15 protein-coding genes are annotated in these 19,294 nt (G+C 33.5%); 4 read left to right on the forward strand and 11 right to left on the reverse strand.

The features are described 5' to 3' along the window. Position 1 precedes the first annotated feature (1 nt). The 4 genes from QWY90_RS04640 to QWY90_RS04655 form a co-directional block, all read right to left on the reverse strand. Positions 2–742, reverse strand: a complete 741-nt coding sequence (locus tag QWY90_RS04640) for a shikimate dehydrogenase family protein (RefSeq protein ID WP_290284694.1) — start codon at positions 740–742, stop codon at positions 2–4. Continuing rightward, on the reverse strand, positions 742–2,142 hold the full coding sequence (locus QWY90_RS04645; RefSeq protein WP_290284695.1) for a tetratricopeptide repeat protein: 1,401 nt from the start codon (positions 2,140–2,142) through the stop codon (positions 742–744). Before QWY90_RS04645 ends, QWY90_RS04640 begins: the two co-directional genes overlap by 1 nt. Before the next feature lie 130 nt (positions 2,143–2,272). Then, entirely contained in the window at positions 2,273–3,460 is a 1,188-nt protein-coding gene (locus QWY90_RS04650) for an aspartate aminotransferase family protein (protein ID WP_290284696.1), read from the reverse strand. A 60-nt stretch (positions 3,461–3,520) separates the two neighbouring features. Beyond that, complete coding sequence (locus tag QWY90_RS04655; RefSeq protein ID WP_290284697.1) at positions 3,521–5,200, reverse strand: OstA-like protein; 1,680 nt, start codon at positions 5,198–5,200, stop codon at positions 3,521–3,523. Positions 5,201–5,329: 129 nt separating this feature from the next. Here QWY90_RS04655 and QWY90_RS04660 point away from each other — a divergent pair, with 129 nt between their 5' ends. Next, positions 5,330–7,201: an alpha-amylase family glycosyl hydrolase gene (locus tag QWY90_RS04660; RefSeq protein WP_379691792.1), complete on the forward strand. Its 1,872-nt coding sequence runs from the start codon at positions 5,330–5,332 to the stop codon at positions 7,199–7,201. Between the two features lie 163 nt (positions 7,202–7,364). On the opposite strand, the gene QWY90_RS04665 is transcribed toward QWY90_RS04660, so the two are convergent. From QWY90_RS04665 to QWY90_RS04690, 6 genes are all read right to left on the reverse strand, one after another. Beyond that, positions 7,365–7,562, reverse strand: coding sequence for a hypothetical protein (locus tag QWY90_RS04665; protein WP_290284698.1), 198 nt, complete (start codon positions 7,560–7,562; stop codon positions 7,365–7,367). 399 nt (positions 7,563–7,961) lie between these two features. Beyond that, positions 7,962–9,233, reverse strand: a complete 1,272-nt coding sequence (locus tag QWY90_RS04670) for an adenylosuccinate synthase (RefSeq protein WP_290284700.1) — start codon at positions 9,231–9,233, stop codon at positions 7,962–7,964. A gap of 251 nt (positions 9,234–9,484) precedes the next feature. Continuing rightward, on the reverse strand, positions 9,485–9,937 hold the full coding sequence (locus QWY90_RS04675; RefSeq protein ID WP_290284701.1) for a Fur family transcriptional regulator: 453 nt from the start codon (positions 9,935–9,937) through the stop codon (positions 9,485–9,487). Positions 9,938–10,018: 81 nt separating this feature from the next. Then, a complete protein-coding gene (locus tag QWY90_RS04680; protein ID WP_290284702.1) occupies positions 10,019–12,238 on the reverse strand; it encodes a RelA/SpoT family protein in 2,220 nt (739 codons plus the stop codon). Between the two features lie 99 nt (positions 12,239–12,337). Further along, complete coding sequence (locus tag QWY90_RS04685; protein ID WP_290284703.1) at positions 12,338–13,126, reverse strand: TrmH family RNA methyltransferase; 789 nt, start codon at positions 13,124–13,126, stop codon at positions 12,338–12,340. 270 nt (positions 13,127–13,396) lie between these two features. Then, complete coding sequence (locus tag QWY90_RS04690; protein ID WP_290284704.1) at positions 13,397–15,109, reverse strand: T9SS type B sorting domain-containing protein; 1,713 nt, start codon at positions 15,107–15,109, stop codon at positions 13,397–13,399. A 189-nt stretch (positions 15,110–15,298) separates the two neighbouring features. Here QWY90_RS04690 and QWY90_RS04695 point away from each other — a divergent pair, with 189 nt between their 5' ends. The 3 genes from QWY90_RS04695 (at position 15,299) to QWY90_RS04705 (ending at position 18,126) form a co-directional block, all read left to right on the forward strand. Then, positions 15,299–16,276 carry a GNAT family N-acetyltransferase gene (locus tag QWY90_RS04695; RefSeq protein WP_290284705.1) on the forward strand — a complete coding sequence of 326 codons (978 nt, stop codon included), beginning with the start codon at positions 15,299–15,301 and terminating at the stop codon, positions 16,274–16,276. Between the two features lie 118 nt (positions 16,277–16,394). Then, positions 16,395–16,856 carry an acyltransferase gene (locus QWY90_RS04700; RefSeq protein ID WP_290284706.1) on the forward strand — a complete coding sequence of 154 codons (462 nt, stop codon included), beginning with the start codon at positions 16,395–16,397 and terminating at the stop codon, positions 16,854–16,856. Between the two features lies 1 nt (position 16,857). Further along, positions 16,858–18,126 carry an O-antigen translocase gene (locus tag QWY90_RS04705; protein ID WP_290284707.1) on the forward strand — a complete coding sequence of 423 codons (1,269 nt, stop codon included), beginning with the start codon at positions 16,858–16,860 and terminating at the stop codon, positions 18,124–18,126. Here the strand turns inward: QWY90_RS04705 and QWY90_RS04710 are convergent. Continuing rightward, entirely contained in the window at positions 18,116–19,258 is a 1,143-nt protein-coding gene (locus QWY90_RS04710; RefSeq protein ID WP_290284708.1) for a glycosyltransferase, read from the reverse strand. The genes QWY90_RS04705 and QWY90_RS04710 overlap by 11 nt on opposite strands. Positions 19,259–19,294: the final 36 nt, after the last annotated feature.

The raw sequence follows: 19,294 nt of genomic DNA on the forward strand, positions 1-19,294 counted from the left end.
ATTATTTATTCCAAATCTTCCAAGCTTTTTCTGCTTGAAGGACTAACATTTCATGACCATTTTTGGTAATTGCGCCTTTTTTTTTAGCTTTTTTCAGAAACTGTGTTTCTTCTGGATTGTATATCAAATCGAAAGCAATATGCTTTTCAGTAAAGAAATTATATGGAATTGGAGGGAATCCTTTGGTGTTTGGAGCAGTGCCAACAGGCGTGCAATTAATTACAATTTGATAATTATCAAAAGTCGTCGCATTGATTCGGTTATAATCAATCATGCCTTCTTTTTCTTCACGAGTAACAAAAGTGTAAAGAATTCCGAGTTTGTCCAGCGCAAAAGAAATTGCTTTCGCTGCGCCTCCTGTACCGAGAATTAATGCTTTTTTATGATGTGGTTTTAGTAATGGTTTTAGTGATTTCATAAAACCATAATAATCGGAATTGTACCCTTTTAAATTTCCTTTTTTGGTTACCCGAATAACATTTACAGCTCCAATTTGAGCTGCGTTTTTAGAAAGTTTATGTAGATATGGGATTACACTTTCTTTATATGGAATGGTAACATTTAATCCTTTTAAATCTGGATTATTGGCTATAATATCTGGGAATTCTTCAATGGTTTGAATATCGAAATTCTCATAAGAGCAATCTACTAAGTTTCCTAAAGCGAATTTATCGGTAAAGTATTTCTTTGAAAAAGAATAGCTTATGTTTTTGCCGAGTAAACCAAATTGTCTTCTCGACATTATTCTGGTTTTATATGTTTTGCAATATATTGTTGAACAGATTCTCTATCCCAAACTGTTGGAAACATTTCTTTCAAAATAGTTTGGTGTTTCGAATTGATTCGTAAACCGTTGCTCAAATGATAGTTTCCTTTTTCTTCTTCATTTAAAAGCATATGAAAACCTGCCATGCGATATTCTATCTCGTAATCATCCGGGAAGTATTCAGCCGCTTGAATTAAAGTTAAAATAGCATTATTGTATTCGCCCATTATTAACATGATGTCAACCCAAAATAACCAAGTATCTAACTGATAATCCCCAAATTCAATGGATTTTCGATAACCAAATTCAGCTTCTTCAAATTGATCCATTGCTTTGTTAATCGTAGCAAAACGTTTCCAGTATAAACGATTTTGGTCATCAATAGCCAATGCTTTATTGACAAAATACAATGCTTTTTGATAATTTTTTTGACGAACATAAAAATCAGTAATCGCAATCCAGCCTTTATCTAATAATGGATCTTCGTGTACAGTTTTGTTGAAATATTTTAATGCTTGTACTTTATTACCCAGTTTTTCATAGCATTTACCTATGCGTAGCAAAGCATAAGATGTTGGATCATCTAATTCAATAGTTTTGTTATAACTTTCGATAGCATCTTCATAGCGTTTCAATCGCTCTAAAGCTTTACCTTTTTCCATATAGGCGCCAACAAATTCTTCGTCTACATAAGTAGCAAATTCAAAAGAACGCACTGCATTTTCATAATCTTTTACTCCATAATATAATCGCCCTGATTGATGCCAGGCAATTTCGCTGTATGGATTTCTATCAATATACGTTTTAAGATATTCAATTGCTTCCAAGTTCTGATCTAAAAACTCGAAGCAATAAACTACGTTATAAAGAGCCGATTGATCTTCTAAATCTTCTTCTAAACATTTGATGAAATTTTCTTTTGCCAATTCAAGATTATCCATAAAAAGATATTCCATACCAATTAAGTTATAAACATCAGCAAAATCTTCGGTATATTTCAATGCAGTTTTTAGGAATTCAACTGCTTTTTCATGGTCATCTCGTTTGGAATAAATATTGGCTTTTTGGATAAAAATTTCTTCGTTAGTTGGTTCAATGGCGTACAGTTCGTTTAGTAACTTTTCTGCTTGATCAAGTTTATCGTCATACACCAGCATTTCTACTTGAACGAGCTTTAAACCTGTAGATTTTGGGTGTTGTTCCAGTCCTAATTTTAATGCTTTCTTCGCTAAAGTGGCTTTTCCCATATCGAGGTAATGTAGAATGATTTCCTCGAATTCCTCTGAGTCGAAAAATAGAACTTTGTTGGTTTTCAACATCGATTCAAATTTCGATAAGGATAAGTTGTAATCTTCTTCGTCGTGATCTAGGTGCATAACAGTAGGTGTTAAAATTATCCTTAATAAAATTAGGGAAACAGCTTGCTTTTTTGGTGAGTTGCGATTATTGTTGTAAACAATTTAATTAACAATTTGATAATGACAATATCAATTTCAAAATTCAATATCAATTTTCATTTTGAATCTCATTCATAGCTTCAATAATGATGGCGCAACCTTCTCTAATTTCATCTTCAGATATTGTTAATGGAGGCGTAATTCTGATGGCGCAACCTTCGAAAAGCAACCAAAATAATATTAATCCTTTTTCTTGACATTTGAAAATTATCTGGTTTGTTATCTCAGCCTCTTTTGTCATTGCTGCAAGCATCAATCCTTTTCCGCGTACCTCTTCTATCAAAGGATGTACCAAAAGTTCCCGAAACAACTTTTCTTTAGTTATTGATTGACTTGTGTAGTCTTTTTCGAGTATTTCTTCCAATGTTGCCAAACACGCTGCCGCTATGACAGGATGACCGCCAAATGTTGTAATGTGTCCTAACTTAGGATCATGACTTAATAGATCCATGTATTTTGAGTTAGCAACAAAACCACCAACAGGCATACCGCCAGCCATTCCTTTTCCTATTATAATTACGTCAGGAACTACATTGTAGTTTTCAAAACCGAACAATTTTCCGGTGCGACCAAATCCAGGTTGGATTTCGTCGAGAATTAATAAAGCACCGACTTCATCACAACGCTTTTTGATTTTGGCAAGAAAATCATTTTGTGGTTCAATAAAACCAGCACCGCCCTGAATGCTTTCGAGAATGATTCCGGCAGTTTTAGTTGTTATTTTTTGAATGTCATCTTCGTTATTGAAAGTGATGAAATCAACATCTGGAATTAATGGTCGAAAGATTTGTTTGCGTTCTTCAAAACCCATCACACTCATAGAACCCATTGTGTTACCATGATAGGCATTGTGGCAAGATATCAATTGGCTTCTTCCGGTAACTCTGCGAACTAATTTTAATGCGCCTTCACAAGCTTCAGTTCCAGAATTTACTAAATAGACTTTGTTTAAACTCGGAGGTAAATTTTTCACCAATAATTTGCAATAGGCAACCGCAGGATGTTGTGCATATTCTCCATAAACCATTACGTGTGAATATTTATCCAATTGGTCTTTGATGGCCTGATTAACTCTTGGATGCTGATGCCCCAAACTTGCAGCGGAAACTCCGGCCACAAAATCTAAATATTTTTTGTTATTTGTGTCGTAAATATAAGAGCCTATAGCATGTGAAACTTCCATGCCCAAAGCATAAGGTGAAGTTTGCGCCTGGTATTTAAGGAAATCCTCTTTCATGTCATTGCGAACTTGTAAAGCAATCTATTTGTTTTTTAATCTGAAAATTGCGACTGAATACTACTTTACCATTGGTTTATCAACACTCTGTGCAGCCTTAGGCTTTGGGTTGGGGTTATTTTTGTCGTAGTCTAATGTTTCTTTGCTTGGTTCTATTGGCACATTTTCTTTTGCCATTTCAACCTTTTTATCTGCTTGGATTTTGGCATCGAGTTCGTTTTCTTCGGGTGGAAAAATATCGTCTTTCGATTTTATTCGTTCATCGGCACGCCAAATGAAACCCCTTAATTTCCTCGCGTTTTCGGGCAAATCCTTTTCTGGATAAATATCACCATCCGGATTTTTATATACAGTTATAGTCTCAATAGTGTTTTTGTCTAAAATCAAATTGATTTTGCTTCCCAAACTTTTGTTGATGCCAATGAGTTCATGCTGGTCATTTCGAAGGTAATAAATGATTTCGGTATTTTTGATAATATCGACTTCGTTTAATTTATTGTCTTTGAATTTACCGTAAAGGTTTTGGCCTTTCACTTGATTATAACCAATCCCAAGTGAATCTTTAGAAATAATAAAAGCATTATTCAGTACTTTAAGCGAATCAAGTTTTTCAGTATTATTATTCCCAATTAGATGCATGATGTCACCAGTCATTTGGTTTTCGTAATTCCAAAGTATCGGTCTGCCAATGAGTTTTGTTAAAGCTTTTTTCTGATCAGAATGTATCGAATCACATTTACCGCTCATATCGGTTTTATAAAAACGAACATTATTGAAAGCACGAATGATGCGTTCACCCGTTTTTCCTGTAATCAACATTTTTTTGCCGTGGATGTACATCGAATCTTTTTCTACTAAAGATATGGCAACAGCTCTTTTGGTAATCATCATCGAATCTTTTTCTGTTTTAAGATTGCGATAAATTTCTGCATAATGCCCTTTTATAATTCCTTTGTTAATTGAATCGGTAATTTTAACATTATTAGTTGCCGAAGCATATTCTCGGTTTCGGTCATAATACAAACTGTCACCTTCAATTCTGCGGTCTTTGTATTTGATGTAGGATTTTCGAAGAAAATAGGCAAAGTTTTTTTTGGTATCGTAAAAACCTTTTTCAGTATAAATAAAATTCTCTTTACTTGTTATAGTTGACGGTCCAAATAAATAGGAGTGCCCCGAGTTGGTATAATAATCTAAATGATCAGACTTGATAACATACTTAGGATTGGTAATAGTTACCGTAGTCAAAAATCGAAATTTCTTTTCGTTAGCAAAATACCTTCCTGATTTACTTTTTAGAGTGTTTTCTTTGTTCTTAATTATGCCGTAAGAGTTGTAAAAAGCCTCCTGTGTGTTTCGATCAAAGTTGATAGTATCAGTTACCAAAGTCGATTCTGGTGAACGCATTATTACGCTTCCTGTGGCAAATGCTTTTTTAACTTCTCCGTTGTATTCGGCGTATTTACTGTTTAGAAAAAGCGTGTCACCTTGCACCATTTGGACTTCGCCAAACGCTTTGATATAATTTTCTTTTTGGAAAAAATAGGCTTTGTTGCAAGTGAAAATTACACCTTCGTGATTTACCCTAACATTTCCTGTAAGCAAAGCTGCATCTGGAAACAGCGCTTCATCTACATCAAAATGATCAGCATGTTCAACGACTATTTTGGATGATTTTTGCGCATTTATATTGGTCAATGTAAAAAGCAATAATCCAATGTAAAAAAGGAACTTTTTCAAGAGTTTGAATTTTTGCCAAATTTATGAAATTAGAAACAATGAAAACGGTTATTAAGAATTATTTATGTTACATATATTTCTATATTTGTAGCTATGACTTATTGAACCTATTTTAAGTCTGAAGTAAGTATGAAAACAAGTTTAACATTTGCCTTAATCCTTAGTTGTGTTATTGCTAATACAACTGTTGCCCAAAAGAAAAACACTATGAGTGCCAAACCCAAAGTAATAAATACGCCAAAGAAAGATGTAGTCTATCAAGTTTTTACCCGTTTGTTCGGAAATAAAAATACTACCAATAAGCCATGGGGAACCATTGAAGAAAACGGAGTAGGTAAGTTTAATGATTTTACAGATAAAGCACTACAGGAAATAAAAAAACTTGGTGTGACTTATATTTGGTATACCGGAGTTCCGCATCATGATGTGATTCGAGATTATACCAAATACGGAATTTCCAACGATGATCCCGATGTGGTGAAAGGTAGAGCAGGTTCACCTTATGCTGTCAAAGATTATTATAATGTCAATCCTGATTTAGCAGTTAATCCAGCCAAGAGATTAGAAGAATTTGAAGCCTTAATTGCCCGAACGCATAAGAATGGTTTGAAAGTGATTATTGATATAGTACCAAATCACATTGCCAGAAATTATCATAGTTTGAGTAATCCGAAAGGCGTTACCGATTTTGGTGCCGAAGACAATACTTCGGTTGAATATGACCGAAATAATAACTTCTATTACATACCAGGAAAAGCTTTTGAAGTGCCAACTTCCGATACATACAAACCTTTAAACGGAGAAAGCAATCCGCAGATTGATGGCAAGTTTACTGAATTCCCGGCAAAATGGACAGGCAACGGTTCTCGTCAGGCAAAACCAGATATCAATGATTGGTATGAAACCGTAAAAGTAAATTATGGTATCAAACCTGATGGTTCAAAAGATTTTCCAGAATTACCTGAAGGTTTTGATAAAAAAGACTGCAAAGCACATTATGTCTTTTGGAAAGATAAAGATGTACCAAGTTCCTGGAAAAAGTTCCGCGATATTGCATTGTACTGGACAGCAAAAGGTGTGGATGGTTTCCGTTATGATATGGCCGAAATGGTACCTTATGAGTTTTGGAGCTACATGAATTCTGCCATCAAGATGAAGAATCCAAAAGCATTTTTATTGGCCGAAGTATATAATCCGAAAGAATACAGAAACTATATTAATCTCGGAAAAATGGATTATCTGTATGACAAAGTAGAAACCTATGACCATTTAAAAGCTGTAATACAAGGCAAAACGATGCCTGATGGATTGTCAGATATTCAAAAAAATATGACGGACATAGAACATCATATGTTACACTTTTTAGATAACCACGACGAACAGCGTTTGGCAAGTCCAGAATTTGCTGGAACTCCCGAAAAAGGAAAACCAATGATGGTCGTATCAGCAACGATAAGTTCTTCGCCAACGATGATTTATTTCGGACAAGAAGTAGGCGAGGACGGAAAAGAAAACGGAGGTTTTGGAACCCATTCACGTACTTCCATTTTTGATTATGTTGGAGTACCACATCACCAGCGATGGATGAATGAAGGTAAGTTTGACGGCGGACAATTATCAAAAAGTGAAGCCGATTTACGCGATTTCTACAAACGCTTACTAAACTTCACTTTAAAAAGTGATGCTTTGATGGGGAAATTCAAAGAAATCCAAACTATTAATCGAAACGAAACCAAAATATATGGTCCAGGAATCTATTCCTATGTTCGTTGGACAGCCAAAGAAAAACTGATTGTAGTAGCAAATTTTTCGTGGGTAACTACCAGCGATTTTGAATTAAAAGTACCCGAAGATGTTATAAAAACTTGGGATCTTATTGACGGATTGTATACTGTCAAAGACCAACTTTACGGCAGTACCGCACAGTTAAAAGTAACCAATGGTAAAGGAACCATACAGTTGAGTGTAAAACCAAGTGAGAGTTTTATTTTTAGCTTGTAGCATCTGGCACCTGTCAGGTGTCGAAAAAAACCTTTTTCGCGAATTTTCGTAAGAAAGGTTTTTTTGTTTGAAAATATACCAAAGAAAATTTTGAAAAGCACAGATTAGAAATTTCACTATAGACAGTTATCAATAGTATTTTTTGCTCTTAATTTTTTCAACTTTATTCTTTTTGATTAAAATAAGCAACACCCATCCAGATTAAGCCCAGACCAATTCCTAAAGTAGCTGCAAGCTGAAGAGTGTCAAATATAAATCCTAAAACCAACGAGATAATTACACAGCAAAAAAATACACTAAGTGCCTTTAAAAAACCACTTTTCTTAATTTCCTTTAAAAACTTACTTTTTAATGTTTCCATATTTTCTATGATTATATATTTAAATTAGCCTTTAACTAGTCAATAAACATAACTTAAGTCATTCTTATTCAGACTTATTTCTGTAGCTAATATAGGAAAAAAACATTCTCAAAATAAAAAACCCTAACATTAACTGAAAGGGTTTTTTATTTGTGAACTCACAATTTAGTTTTGCTTACTAGTTTCTTTGTTTTGCTTGAACCCAATTAAGTTTGGTTTAAGTGTTATTTAGTTTTGCTTGAACCTAATTAAGTTTGGTTTAAACTGAATTTAGTTTAGTTCGAACCCAATAAAGTTTTGTTTGAACCCAATTAAGTTTGGTTTAAACTGAATTTAGTTTTGCTTAAGCCTAATTAAGTTTGGTTTAAACGTTTATGATTTATTAGTCTAGGGAAGTGATTATCTCGTTATTGTCTGCTTTCTATCCGGTCCAACAGAAACAATCTTAATCGGAACTTCAACTTCTTTTTCGATGAACTCGATATAGTCTTTTAGCTCCTTAGGCAAACTTTCAAAAGTGGTTAAACCGGTCAAATCCTGTTTCCAGCCTTTGAATTCGGTGTAAATAGGAGTAACGTTTTCTTCTTCTATATTATAAGGCAAATGCTGAATTACTGCACCTTTGTAGTTGTATGCTGTAGCTACTTTTAGCGTATCAAATCCAGAAAGTACGTCGCCTTTCATCATCATTAGTTGGGTCACGCCATTAATTTGGATAGCATATTTCAAAGCCACTAAATCAAGCCAGCCACAACGTCTTTTTCTTCCGGTAACCGAACCAAATTCGTTACCTACTCTTGCCATTACATCGCCAGCATCGCCAAAATCCTCAGTTGGAAATGGTCCGGAACCTACACGTGTAGTATACGCTTTGAAAATTCCATAAACTTCTTTGATTTTATTTGGAGCGATCCCTAAACCAGTGCAAGCGCCAGCAGCTGTGGTGTTTGATGAGGTTACAAACGGATAAGTTCCAAAGTCAACATCCAATAACGAACCTTGTGCGCCTTCACAAAGAATAGATTTTCCAGCTTTTTGAGCTTGTGTTAAATATTCTTCGCTGTCAATAAAATCTAATTTTTTTAAGTCTTCAATGGCATCAAAGAATTCTTTTTCCAATTCGGGTAAGTTGTATTGAATATCGACATTATAAAATGCAATCATTGCTTCATGCTTGTCTGCCAAAGCGCGATATCTTTCTTTGAAATCTTCTAATTCAATATCGCCTACGCGGATTCCGTTTCTTCCGGTCTTGTCCATATAAGTTGGTCCAATACCTTTTAGGGTTGAACCAATTTTAGCCTTGCCTTTGGCTGCTTCAGAAGCTGCATCTAATAATCTATGCGTTGGTAGAATCAAATGCGCTTTTCTTGAAATAAACAATTTCGATTTTAAATCGAGATTGAATTTTGCCAAACCATCAATTTCACTTTTGAAAACGACTGGGTCAATCACCACACCATTTCCAATGAGGTTGATATTGTTCCCATGAAAAATCCCCGAAGGAATGGTTCTTAAAACGTGTTTGATGCCATCAAATTCTAAAGTATGTCCGGCATTTGGTCCGCCTTGAAAGCGAGCGATGATGTCGTAATTTGATGTAAGAACGTCAACAATTTTTCCTTTGCCTTCGTCGCCCCATTGTAATCCGAGTAGTAAATCTACGGTCATTGTTTTGTGTTATGTAGTTAGTTGTCTTTTGGTTTTTGTTCACCTTTTTTTGTGAAAAAATCCACTTTTGCAAAATAATTAATTATGCCAAGAATTAATGCAGTTACCAATGCGGCTAATACTGTTTTTAAAACATACACTAAGTTAAATTCCTCAAACTTGTTCATTACAAGTCCGACAGCTTTAAAAACAATGTAAAAAGCAAAAACAAAAACAAAGGTTTTTTTAAAAAAGTCAATAGGCTCCATGTATTATTCTTTTTTATTGGCGTAAAAGTAAAGCGAATGGTTGTGTATTTCAATACCAAATATTTCTTCAATGGTTTGTTTTATGGTTTGAATTCGTGGGTCGCAAAACTCGATAACTTCTCCTGTATCTGTCATGATGATATGGTCGTGTTGTTTATCGAAATAAGACTTTTCATAATGTGCCTGATTTTGTCCAAACTGGTGTTTTCGAACCAAACCACAATCTAATAAAAGTTCGATAGTATTGTATAAGGTAGCACGTGATACTCGATAGTTTTTGTTTTTCATTTTGATATACAAATTCTCGATGTCAAAATGCTCTTCGCTTTCATAAATCTCCTGAAGGATAGCATAGCGTTCAGGTGTTTTTCGGTGTCCTTTGTTTTCAAGATAAAGCGTAAAAACATTTTTTACGGTCTCTTGATTTTTAGTATTATCGGATGCAATTAGTGTCATGGGTCAAAGATAGTTTTTAGTTTAAAAGTTTAAAAGTTTATGGGTTTAAAGTTTTAAACGAATTGTTGATAAGCACAAATTTTAATTAGTATAAACTCTCGTGACCTTATCTATTCCGTCAATTTTTTTAATGTTATCGATGAGTTTTTTCAAAATAGCATTATTCTGAACAATTACGGCCACTTGACCATAGAAAATTCCGGCTTCACCACTGAGGGAAATACTTTGAATATTTACATGCATATTATTGGATATTACTTTGGTCAATTCATTGGTCAATCCTAAACTATCCATACCCGTAATTTTAAGTATAGCTTTGAACTCTTGTTGTGAAGAGTCAATCCATTTGGCTTGCATAATTCGATAGGCATAATTGGACTGAAGCGCAATAGCATTTGGGCAATCTTTTTTGTGCACTTTTATTCCTTCGTTGATGGTTATAAAACCAAAAACATCATCGCCTGGAATTGGGTTGCAACAAGACGATAATTTATAATCTAGTTTGTCACTTTCTGCACCAAAAACAAGCATATCATAATTGTTACTCAATACAGGCTTATTAATTTCTTCCTGATTTGTACTGGGAGAACGCTTAATCTTGTTCTTGAAGAAATTCATCAACGTATTGCTTTTTTGAGCAGCAAAATCTTTTAGCTGTTGGTTTTCTATAGAGCCAATTCCGGCCCGATAAAATAAATCCAAACTTGTTTTTAACTTAAAGAAATTGACCAATTCATTGACCACATTCTCGTTGATAGTGATTTTTAAATGTTTTAATTTTCGGGTCAATAATTCTTTTCCGTCTTCAGCAATTTTCTTGGTGTTCTCGTTAAGTACGTTTCTGATTTTATTTTTGGCTCTCGAAGTTGTTACATAATCAAGCCAGTTTACAGTAGGTTTTTGATGAACAGAAGTGATGATTTCAATTTGATCACCGCTTTTTAATTCATGATTGAGCGGAACTAATTTTCCGTTAACACGAGTTCCACGGGTTTTGATTCCAATTTCAGAGTGAATACTAAAAGCAAAGTCGAGAGATGTTGCTCCTTTAGGCAAAGATTTTATTTCTCCCTTTGGAGTAAAAACAAAGATTTCTTTAGCATACAAATTCATTTTGAAATCTTCAACGAAATCAACTGCATTGGTTTCAGAACTTTCTAAGGCTTCTTTCAAAAGATTAAGCCAAGTGTCTAAACCACTTTCTTCGGTGGCGCCATTTTTATATTTGTAATGTGCAGCATATCCTTTTTCAGCAATTTCATCCATGCGTTCACTTCGCACCTGAATTTCTACCCAACGCCCTTTTGGTCCCATAACGGTAATATGCAAGGCTTCGTAGCCAGTTGATTTTGGCGAAGAAATCCAATCACGCAAACGACTCGGACTTGGACGATAATGGTCAGTAACAATCGAATATATTTTCCAAGCCAGGAATTTTTCATCGTGAAGATTTGATTTGTAGATAATTCGTAGCGCAAATTTGTCATAAACTTCATCAAAAGTTACGTTTTGCGCCGCCATTTTTCTTCGGATAGAATAAATAGATTTTGGCCTACCTTTTATGGTATATTCAACACCTTCACTGTCTAATGATTTTTTTAAAACTTCAGAAATGGTTTTGATATACTCGTCTTGCTCTTCTTTGGTTTCTTTTATTTTGCTGACAATATCCTTGAAAATTTCGGGCTCGGTATATTTTAATCCTAAATCTTCCAGTTTGGTTTTGATGTTGTAAAGTCCCAATCGATGGGCGAGTGGTGCATAAATATATAAAGTTTCGGAGGCAATCTTTATTTGTTTATCATTAGCCATAGAATCCATGGTTTGCATATTGTGCAACCGGTCGGCTATTTTGATTAAAATCACACGAACATCATCATTCAAAGTCAAGAGCATCTTACGAAAGTTCTCCGCTTGCATTGAAATATTCATATCTTTTTTGACCTGAGAAATTTTGGTCAAACCCTCAACTAATTGTGCAATTTTTGGATTGAATTTCTTTTCGATATCTTCAATGGTGACATCAGTATCTTCTACTACATCGTGCATTAAGGCGGCAGCAATACTTGTGGCGCCAAGTCCAATTTCGGATGCTACAATTTTGGCAACACCAATGGGATGAAAAATATAGGCTTCCCCTGATTTTCGACGCTGATTTTTATGTGCTTCAACAGCAACATCAAAGGCTTTTCGAATGAGTTTTTTATCAGAATCGGTAAGTGTTTGATAACTTATGCGAAGTAATTCTTTGTATTCTCGGGCAATGGCTTTTTTTTCTTCTTCTAAATCTATTTCAATCATAGCATGTTTCAATCAATTCCTAAAATTAGATATAACTAATTTAATAACCAAATCAAAATCCCCAAATTGTAGAACCATTGTGAACTTCGTGTTTAAGAATCAAAATCCACGTTGTCTTTTAGCCTCAAAAATTAATATCGCAGCTGCAACAGAAACGTTCATGCTGTCAATTTCGCCTTGCATCGGAATGATGATGTTATGCGTTGCTTTTTCACGCCAAAGTTCCGATAATCCAGTCGCTTCAGTACCAACAACTAAAGCGGTTGGAGTTTTGTAATCTTGAGTATAGTATGAAGTAGAATTTTGCAATGTAGCACTATAGAAATTGATATTGTTTTGGATTAAAAAATCAATCACTTCTTCTGTTGTACCTGTTGCGATTTGATTGGTAAACAAACAGCCTACACTGGAACGAACAATATTCGGATTGTATAAATCGGTTTTTGGATTAGCAATAATAACAGCGTCTACTTTTGCGGCATCACAAGTGCGAAGAACCGCTCCAATATTACCAGGTTTTTCAATGGCTTCCATTATTAAGAGTAATGGATTTTTAGGAAGTTTTAAATCAGACAATTGGAGTGATTTTGTTTTGGCTACAGCCAGAATTCCTTCGGTTGTGTCGCGATAAGCTAGCTTTTGGTAGATTTCTTTTGAGATTTCAATTATTTGACTATTAGATTTTTGGATTTTTGGATTATTAGAAAAATCGTTTACTTCGTTACAAATTAGGAAGGACTCAATTTCGTAATTTCCTTTTAATGCTAATTCTATTTCGCGCATGCCTTCAATCAAAAATGTACCAGACTGTTTTCGAGCTTTTGCTTTTTCCTGAAGTTGAAGCAATGACTTTATATACGGATTTTGAGCGGAGGTAATTTGTTTCATAGTGTTAATTGACAAGTCAAATATACAGCGTTTTTTTAATGATTTTAATACATTATTATCTAATAAAATTAATGCTATTTGAGTTTTTTTGCCACAGATTTTCACAGATTAAACGGATTTTATTCATTACTCCAAACAAAATCTGTGTAAATCCATCGCAATCTGTTTTATCCGTGTGCCATTTATAAACTTGGTGTTGAATGTTATTTTTCTACGAACATCAATAAAAATAACTGCTTAGAACTTCTGTCATAATTGTTTTATTGGACATCAATGATTTAAATATAAAAAACCTTGCAAAGGTTCAGGATAATCAATATCGTTTAAAAACAACAAATAAAAATAGGTACCATCGGGTGCGTTTTTACTGCCAACACCTTCTTTAACATTACCATCCCAATCTTCGGTGTTTTGATTTCCGGTCCAAAGTAATCTTCCCCAACGGCTGTAGATTTCAAGTTTAAAATTCAGAAAGATATCACGCAAACCACCAATAAAAAAAGTGTCATTATAGCTATCATTATTAGCCGAAACATAATTATATACTGTTGGAGGACAATTTCGTGTAGTCAGTAAAAACGAAGTAATGCTAAAACAATGTTGATTGGAAACACGAACAAAAATTTCTTTCGGAGTAGCTGTTGTAATATAACTTGATGTATTCAAAATTGTATTTACATCAGCGTCAGCATTGTCAAGTGTTTCATAAAAATGCACAGTGTCTTCTGGATTTGTTTTTACCAAATCTTTATAAGCAGAAAAATCAAAAGTCCCACGCGTAAAACCTTCATTGCAAACTAATAAATTTTCTAAAGAATTAAAAGTTGGAGTAAACCATAACGAATCATTTATAATAGAAGTATTGTTGTTTTCATTTAATTCGGCCACGATTCCTGTTCCGTTTCCGGTATCATCAACAACAAATTTTAGTTCGAAATTAGAGACAACATTGTCGGGCAAAACAATCGTAATTTGGCTTACAATTGAGCCACCAATTGGAATATCAGCTGGTGTTGTTATGGTCTGAAATAGTTGTCCATCGATGTAAATCGAAACTGAAGTTCCAGCTGGCAAAGGATTAGTGCAATTTAAATTGGAAACAGTATAATTTACCACGATAGTTTTCGAATCACATTGTTTTTCAACCGAATCTATCGAAATAGTTGCGTCGGGTAATTGACTGTTTAATTTGGTCACAACCGTATTTATCATCACAAAATCCTGGAAAGAAGTTAGTGAAATCTCTGCACTCGTATCGCCAATAGCTATATTGTTTTGAATATCATAAATATCCAAATCCATGTTGTACAAAGTTGAACTACCGGTTACCGAATTTGTACCATTGAAAACATTATTTGGAGGATTTAAAGTATTGCTTAACAAGGTTCCGTTCATTCTGAATTGTTCTGTTGCCAAGCCAGAATCGCCTTCCCAAGCAACAAAGCCTACTTTAGAATTATTGTCATCAATGACATTTAAACTATTTAAAGTAATCGATAATTCATCGGGAACACCTTGCAAACCATCATAAACGTTCACTTGATTTAATGGAAGCATGTCATTTTTATAAATAATTACAATGGCCCATCCGGCAAAATTGGTTCTTCGTTGAAAATGCAACTCTTCAAATGCCGAAATATCTAAATTGGAGAGTGTGTAATCGCCATTTCCGGCAGCTTGAATAAGAGAAGTAATATCTTTAAAAGCACTGAAATAGGTAAATGGAATATCATTAAATACTCTAACAAATGAAAAGGTTCTATCAGGAGTTATAGTATCTGAATTCAAATTTACTTCAAAATCACCATCGCCACTTCCGGCCCAATACAGATAGGCTTTTTCGATTACATCTGTTGAATTTAAAGAAAGTGTTGCTGTAGATGAAGTGGTTGTAACCAATTCAAAAGTCGTGTTGTTTTCTGCAGTATTCATGGTGTTGCCTATGAATGTAAAATCATAACGGCCATTGAATTGGTTGTACAACGATACATTTTGTCCATTAGTTTTAAAAATGAAACAAACAAGTACAATAAAAAAGAAAAAATGTCGTTTTAATTTCAAAGTAAAAACGTTAAGAAGATAAAATTAAACAATATTTTTGAAAATTGAATTTTTAATAGGAACGACTTTTTTAAAATAAATGTTTAATTTTCCGACGTTTAAAAGCTACTTGTGAAAAACTATTCTGTTCGACGATATACTTTAGATGATTATGCTATTTGGAACGACTTTGTGAGTAGTGCCAAAAATGCTACATTTCTTTTTCATCGCGATTTTATGGAATACCATTCCGATAGGTTTCAGGATTTTTCTTTGTTGGTTTTTGAAGGTGAAGAATTGGTTTCAGTTCTTCCAGCTAATAGAGTAGGAGATACTGTTTTTTCTCATCAAGGACTGACTTATGGTGGCGTTGTTTTACAGCCAAAATCTAAATTATACGATACTATTTTTGTGTTTAGAGCCATTTTAAAATTTCTATGCGACACTAAAATTTCTAAACTCTTTTTAAAACAAATTCCAACTATATATTGTGATTATTCTTCTGATGAAATCAACTATTTAGCACACATTTGTAAAGGGAATGTAGTAATGAAGCATAATGTCTCCGTTATAACTCTTAATCAAAAGAGGTTGATTTCAAAATCAAGAAGAGAATGTGTAAATAGAGGGAGAAAACTGGAATTAGATATAAGAGAAGATAATAAAATTGAGTTGTTCTGGAACGATTTATTAATTCCGAATTTAAGAGATAAATACCATTCAAAACCAGTTCATTCTGCAGAAGAAATTATAGCATTAAAAAATAAATTTCCAGATAACATAAGACATTTTAATGTTTATAAAGATGATAAATTAGTATGTGGCACTACGCTTTTCATCACAAAAAAAGTAGTTAAACCACAATACATTGCAGGAAGTGAAAGCAATAATGAATTAGGAAGTATTGATTTTTTGTATGATTTCTTAATCAATGAAATTGCAAATGGAAAAGATTATTTTGATTTTGGTCCATCTCATGAAAATAACGGCTTGCAGATAGTAAAGAGTATAAATTTTTGGAAGGAAAGTTTTGGGGCAAATTCATTAATTCAGGATTTTTACGAAATCGAAACTTCTAATTTTGGACTATTAGATACTATATTAATTTAAAAATCATATTGTGAATATTACTTACAGAATAAAATTTTTCCTCTTTGTTACGTTGCGAATTTGGAAATATAAATTCCTCTCTGATTGCAAACGCGTATCGGGAAAACCTAACTTATACTTGCCACTTTTATTAAATGGAAGAGGTAAAATTCAGTTTGGTAAAAATTTTCAAAACGGAGTTAGTGCTGCTCATTTTACTTATTCGACTTATAATTATATTCTCTCTCTAGAAGAAGATAGCGAAGTAGTTATTGGTGATAATGTAGTGATGGCAAATGGTGCATCCATTCAAGCGGTTTCTAAAATCATTTTAGAAGACAACGTTATGATTGGTATAAATTGTTTCCTGGTTGATACAGACGGACATGATTTAGATCCAGAAAAACGAATGACCGGAATTGCAAAATCTGCTCCGATTACCATTAAAAAAAATGTTGTTGTTTATTATAATTCCGTTGTTTTTAAAGGCGTAACCATTGGTGAAAATTCAGTAATTGGGGCTTGTTCTGTAGTTACTAAAGATATACCGCCTAATGTTTTTGCAGCAGGAAATCCGGCACGCGTAATCAGAAATCTTTAATTTGAAATTCCTTAAACAAAATACACTTTTAAAAGTTTTGTCGCTGAATTCTATTTCAGTAGCGGTGAGTTTTGTTTTGGGCATTTTTTCTTCTAAAATTATTTCCGTTTTTCTAGGAACATCTGGTATGGCTTTGATGGGAAGCTTTAGAAATTTTGCATTGATGATAAAATCGGTTGCAACGCTTGGCATCAGCAATTCTATTGTAAAATTGTTTGTAGAAAACAAAGAAGACAAACGCGAGCTTTCGGTTATTTATTCCACCTTTTTTTGGATATTTTTATTCATTTCTACCACATTAGCATTGCTTATTTTGATATTTGCTTCGCCAATTTCTAGCTTTTTATTTTACACAACTAATTATGCCATTTCAATTCGCTTTTTTGGATTATTGTTACCATTTATGGTTATCAATACGTTTTGGCTGGCCATTTATAATGGTTTAGAAAGGTATAAAAGCATTGTCATCATTCAAATAATCTCTAATGTTTTAGTTTTTGGATTAACTGCTCTTTTGATATGGAAGCACAATATTTCAGGCGGACTTTTTTCTATTGCCATTGGTGAGTTTTTAATGATTGTCGTTACCTTTTTCTTTGTTAGAAATGACAGCGATTATTTCAAATTTGATTTGCATAAAATCATGAGTAAAAAGTACATCAATGTCATCAAGAAATTTTCTGTTATGGCATTATTGAGCGCTGTAATTGTGCCTTTGACGTTGTTGTTTATCCGAAATCAAATCGTTCAAAATTATTCTATTCACGATGCCGGAATTTGGGATGCAGTCAATAGATTGTCTAGCTTTTACATGATGTTTTTCAGTTCAGGATTATCATTGTATTATATGCCAAAGCTGGCGTCAATTCATACGGAAAGTGAGTTCAAAACAGAATTGAAATCTTATTTTAAAATCTTTGTCCCTTTATTTTTATTGATGCTAATCGTAATTTATTTTGCAAAAAGTATAATCCTAAAAGTTGCTTTTACACAAGAATTTTCAAGTATAAATGAATTGTTGATTTGGCAATTGGCAGGCGATTTTATCAAGATAATTACGTTGGCTTTTGGTTTCCAAATTGTGGTAAAAACAATGATGAAGCGTTATTTTATTGGCGAAATAGCTTTTAATTTATCGTATTTTTTACTCTCTGTTTATTTGATGAAAAAGTTTTCGGTTGAAGGCGTTTTACAAGCTTATTTTTATGCCAATCTAGTTTGTTTGGTGTTGGTTTTATTCATGTTCAGAAAGCTTTTTTTTAAGCGTTAGTTTTCTGCCAAATAGCAACAAATTTTTCTGCAATTTTGATGTAATCGTGTTCTTTTTCTATGAAAGCTCGGGCACGTTTTCCAATCGCTATTATTTCAGCTGGATTATCAATTAAAAGAGATAATTCGTTTACCAGATAATCCACATCGGGCAATCCATTTATAGCTACTTTTTCAGACAGATTATAATGTTTTTCAAAAAGTTTGCTGGCATTGGTAAAAACTACTTTCCCTTTAGCCATACCTTCTAATCCATTGCTTCCTTGGTCATGACCATACAATTGATCGAGTAAAATATGCGCTCTGTCGTATAGATTTATGAATTTGTCATAAGGCAAATTTTCAGAAGTTAAAATCTCAACTTTTGCACCATACTTTTGTTTGATAATTTCTAATGCTTTTTTAAAATAGTCATTCCCTTTTTTGAAATAACTTTCCCGATTAATGCCGTGGAAAATCACAATTTTATCTATTATTTCTAATTCGCTTTTAGGAAATTTATCAAGGTTCATTGGACTTGGGATTAAACCCAAATACTTCAAATGATTTTGCATTGTTATGTGATAATCCAAATCGGTTGCAATCACGCCTTGGATATTTTCATAAATATAGTGATGCAGTTTTTCAAAAGGTTTGGTTCTGAATTTTAAAACATTGGAAAAGTCTTTATCAGCTATTTTTCCAGCTAAATAAGGTTGTATAATAGATGGGTTTTCCGGATGCTCAAAGTTGTATTTTACATAGGGATAATCATCGCCAGCCGATAGCAAAAACACTTTTTTGTTGTGTTTGAAAAGGAAATCCAAAATCTTTTTCTCATGGGTGTAATCACAAAAAAAGCTATTCTCATTGATCAATTGAACGATATCAAAATGGTTGAAATGGTTTTTGTTTTTCCAGAATTGACGGTACGTTAAATTGGAAGTAATATCGAAGCCAGTAAAGACTAGAAGTGCCAGTTTAATTTTTTTTAGAAAGCCAGAATCCCATTTTTTCTCCAAAGGAAAATCTACCGGATAATTTTTGAAACCATCTTTAAATCCCAAAATGGTAACATCATGTCCGAGCTTTTGCAAACCTTCTTTTAAGGAATTATGCAATCTGCTGTATTCTCCAATGAGTAAAATCTTCATTATCTTGTTATCTTTGGCAAATAGAACTGCAATATA

The organism is Flavobacterium paronense (assembly GCF_030409795.1).
GTDB classification, from domain to species: Bacteria; Bacteroidota; Bacteroidia; order Flavobacteriales; family Flavobacteriaceae; genus Flavobacterium; species Flavobacterium paronense.

Bases quoted from the DNA above. Each gene is read 5' to 3' on its own strand.
- QWY90_RS04710 (WP_290284708.1), bottom strand. From the start codon at position 19,258: ATGAAGATTTTACTCATTGGAGAATACAGCAGATTGCATAATTCCTTA.
- QWY90_RS04670 (WP_290284700.1), bottom strand. From the start codon at position 9,233: ATGACCGTAGATTTACTACTCGGATTACAATGGGGCGACGAAGGCAAA.
- QWY90_RS04645 (WP_290284695.1), bottom strand. From the start codon at position 2,142: ATGCACCTAGATCACGACGAAGAAGATTACAACTTATCCTTATCGAAA.
- QWY90_RS04650 (WP_290284696.1), bottom strand. From the start codon at position 3,460: ATGAAAGAGGATTTCCTTAAATACCAGGCGCAAACTTCACCTTATGCT.
- QWY90_RS04640 (WP_290284694.1), bottom strand. From the start codon at position 742: ATGTCGAGAAGACAATTTGGTTTACTCGGCAAAAACATAAGCTATTCT.
- QWY90_RS04680 (WP_290284702.1), bottom strand. From the start codon at position 12,238: ATGATTGAAATAGATTTAGAAGAAGAAAAAAAAGCCATTGCCCGAGAA.
- QWY90_RS04660 (WP_379691792.1), top strand. From the start codon at position 5,330: ATGAAAACAAGTTTAACATTTGCCTTAATCCTTAGTTGTGTTATTGCT.
- QWY90_RS04685 (WP_290284703.1), bottom strand. From the start codon at position 13,126: ATGAAACAAATTACCTCCGCTCAAAATCCGTATATAAAGTCATTGCTT.
- QWY90_RS04675 (WP_290284701.1), bottom strand. From the start codon at position 9,937: ATGACACTAATTGCATCCGATAATACTAAAAATCAAGAGACCGTAAAA.
- QWY90_RS04665 (WP_290284698.1), bottom strand. From the start codon at position 7,562: ATGGAAACATTAAAAAGTAAGTTTTTAAAGGAAATTAAGAAAAGTGGT.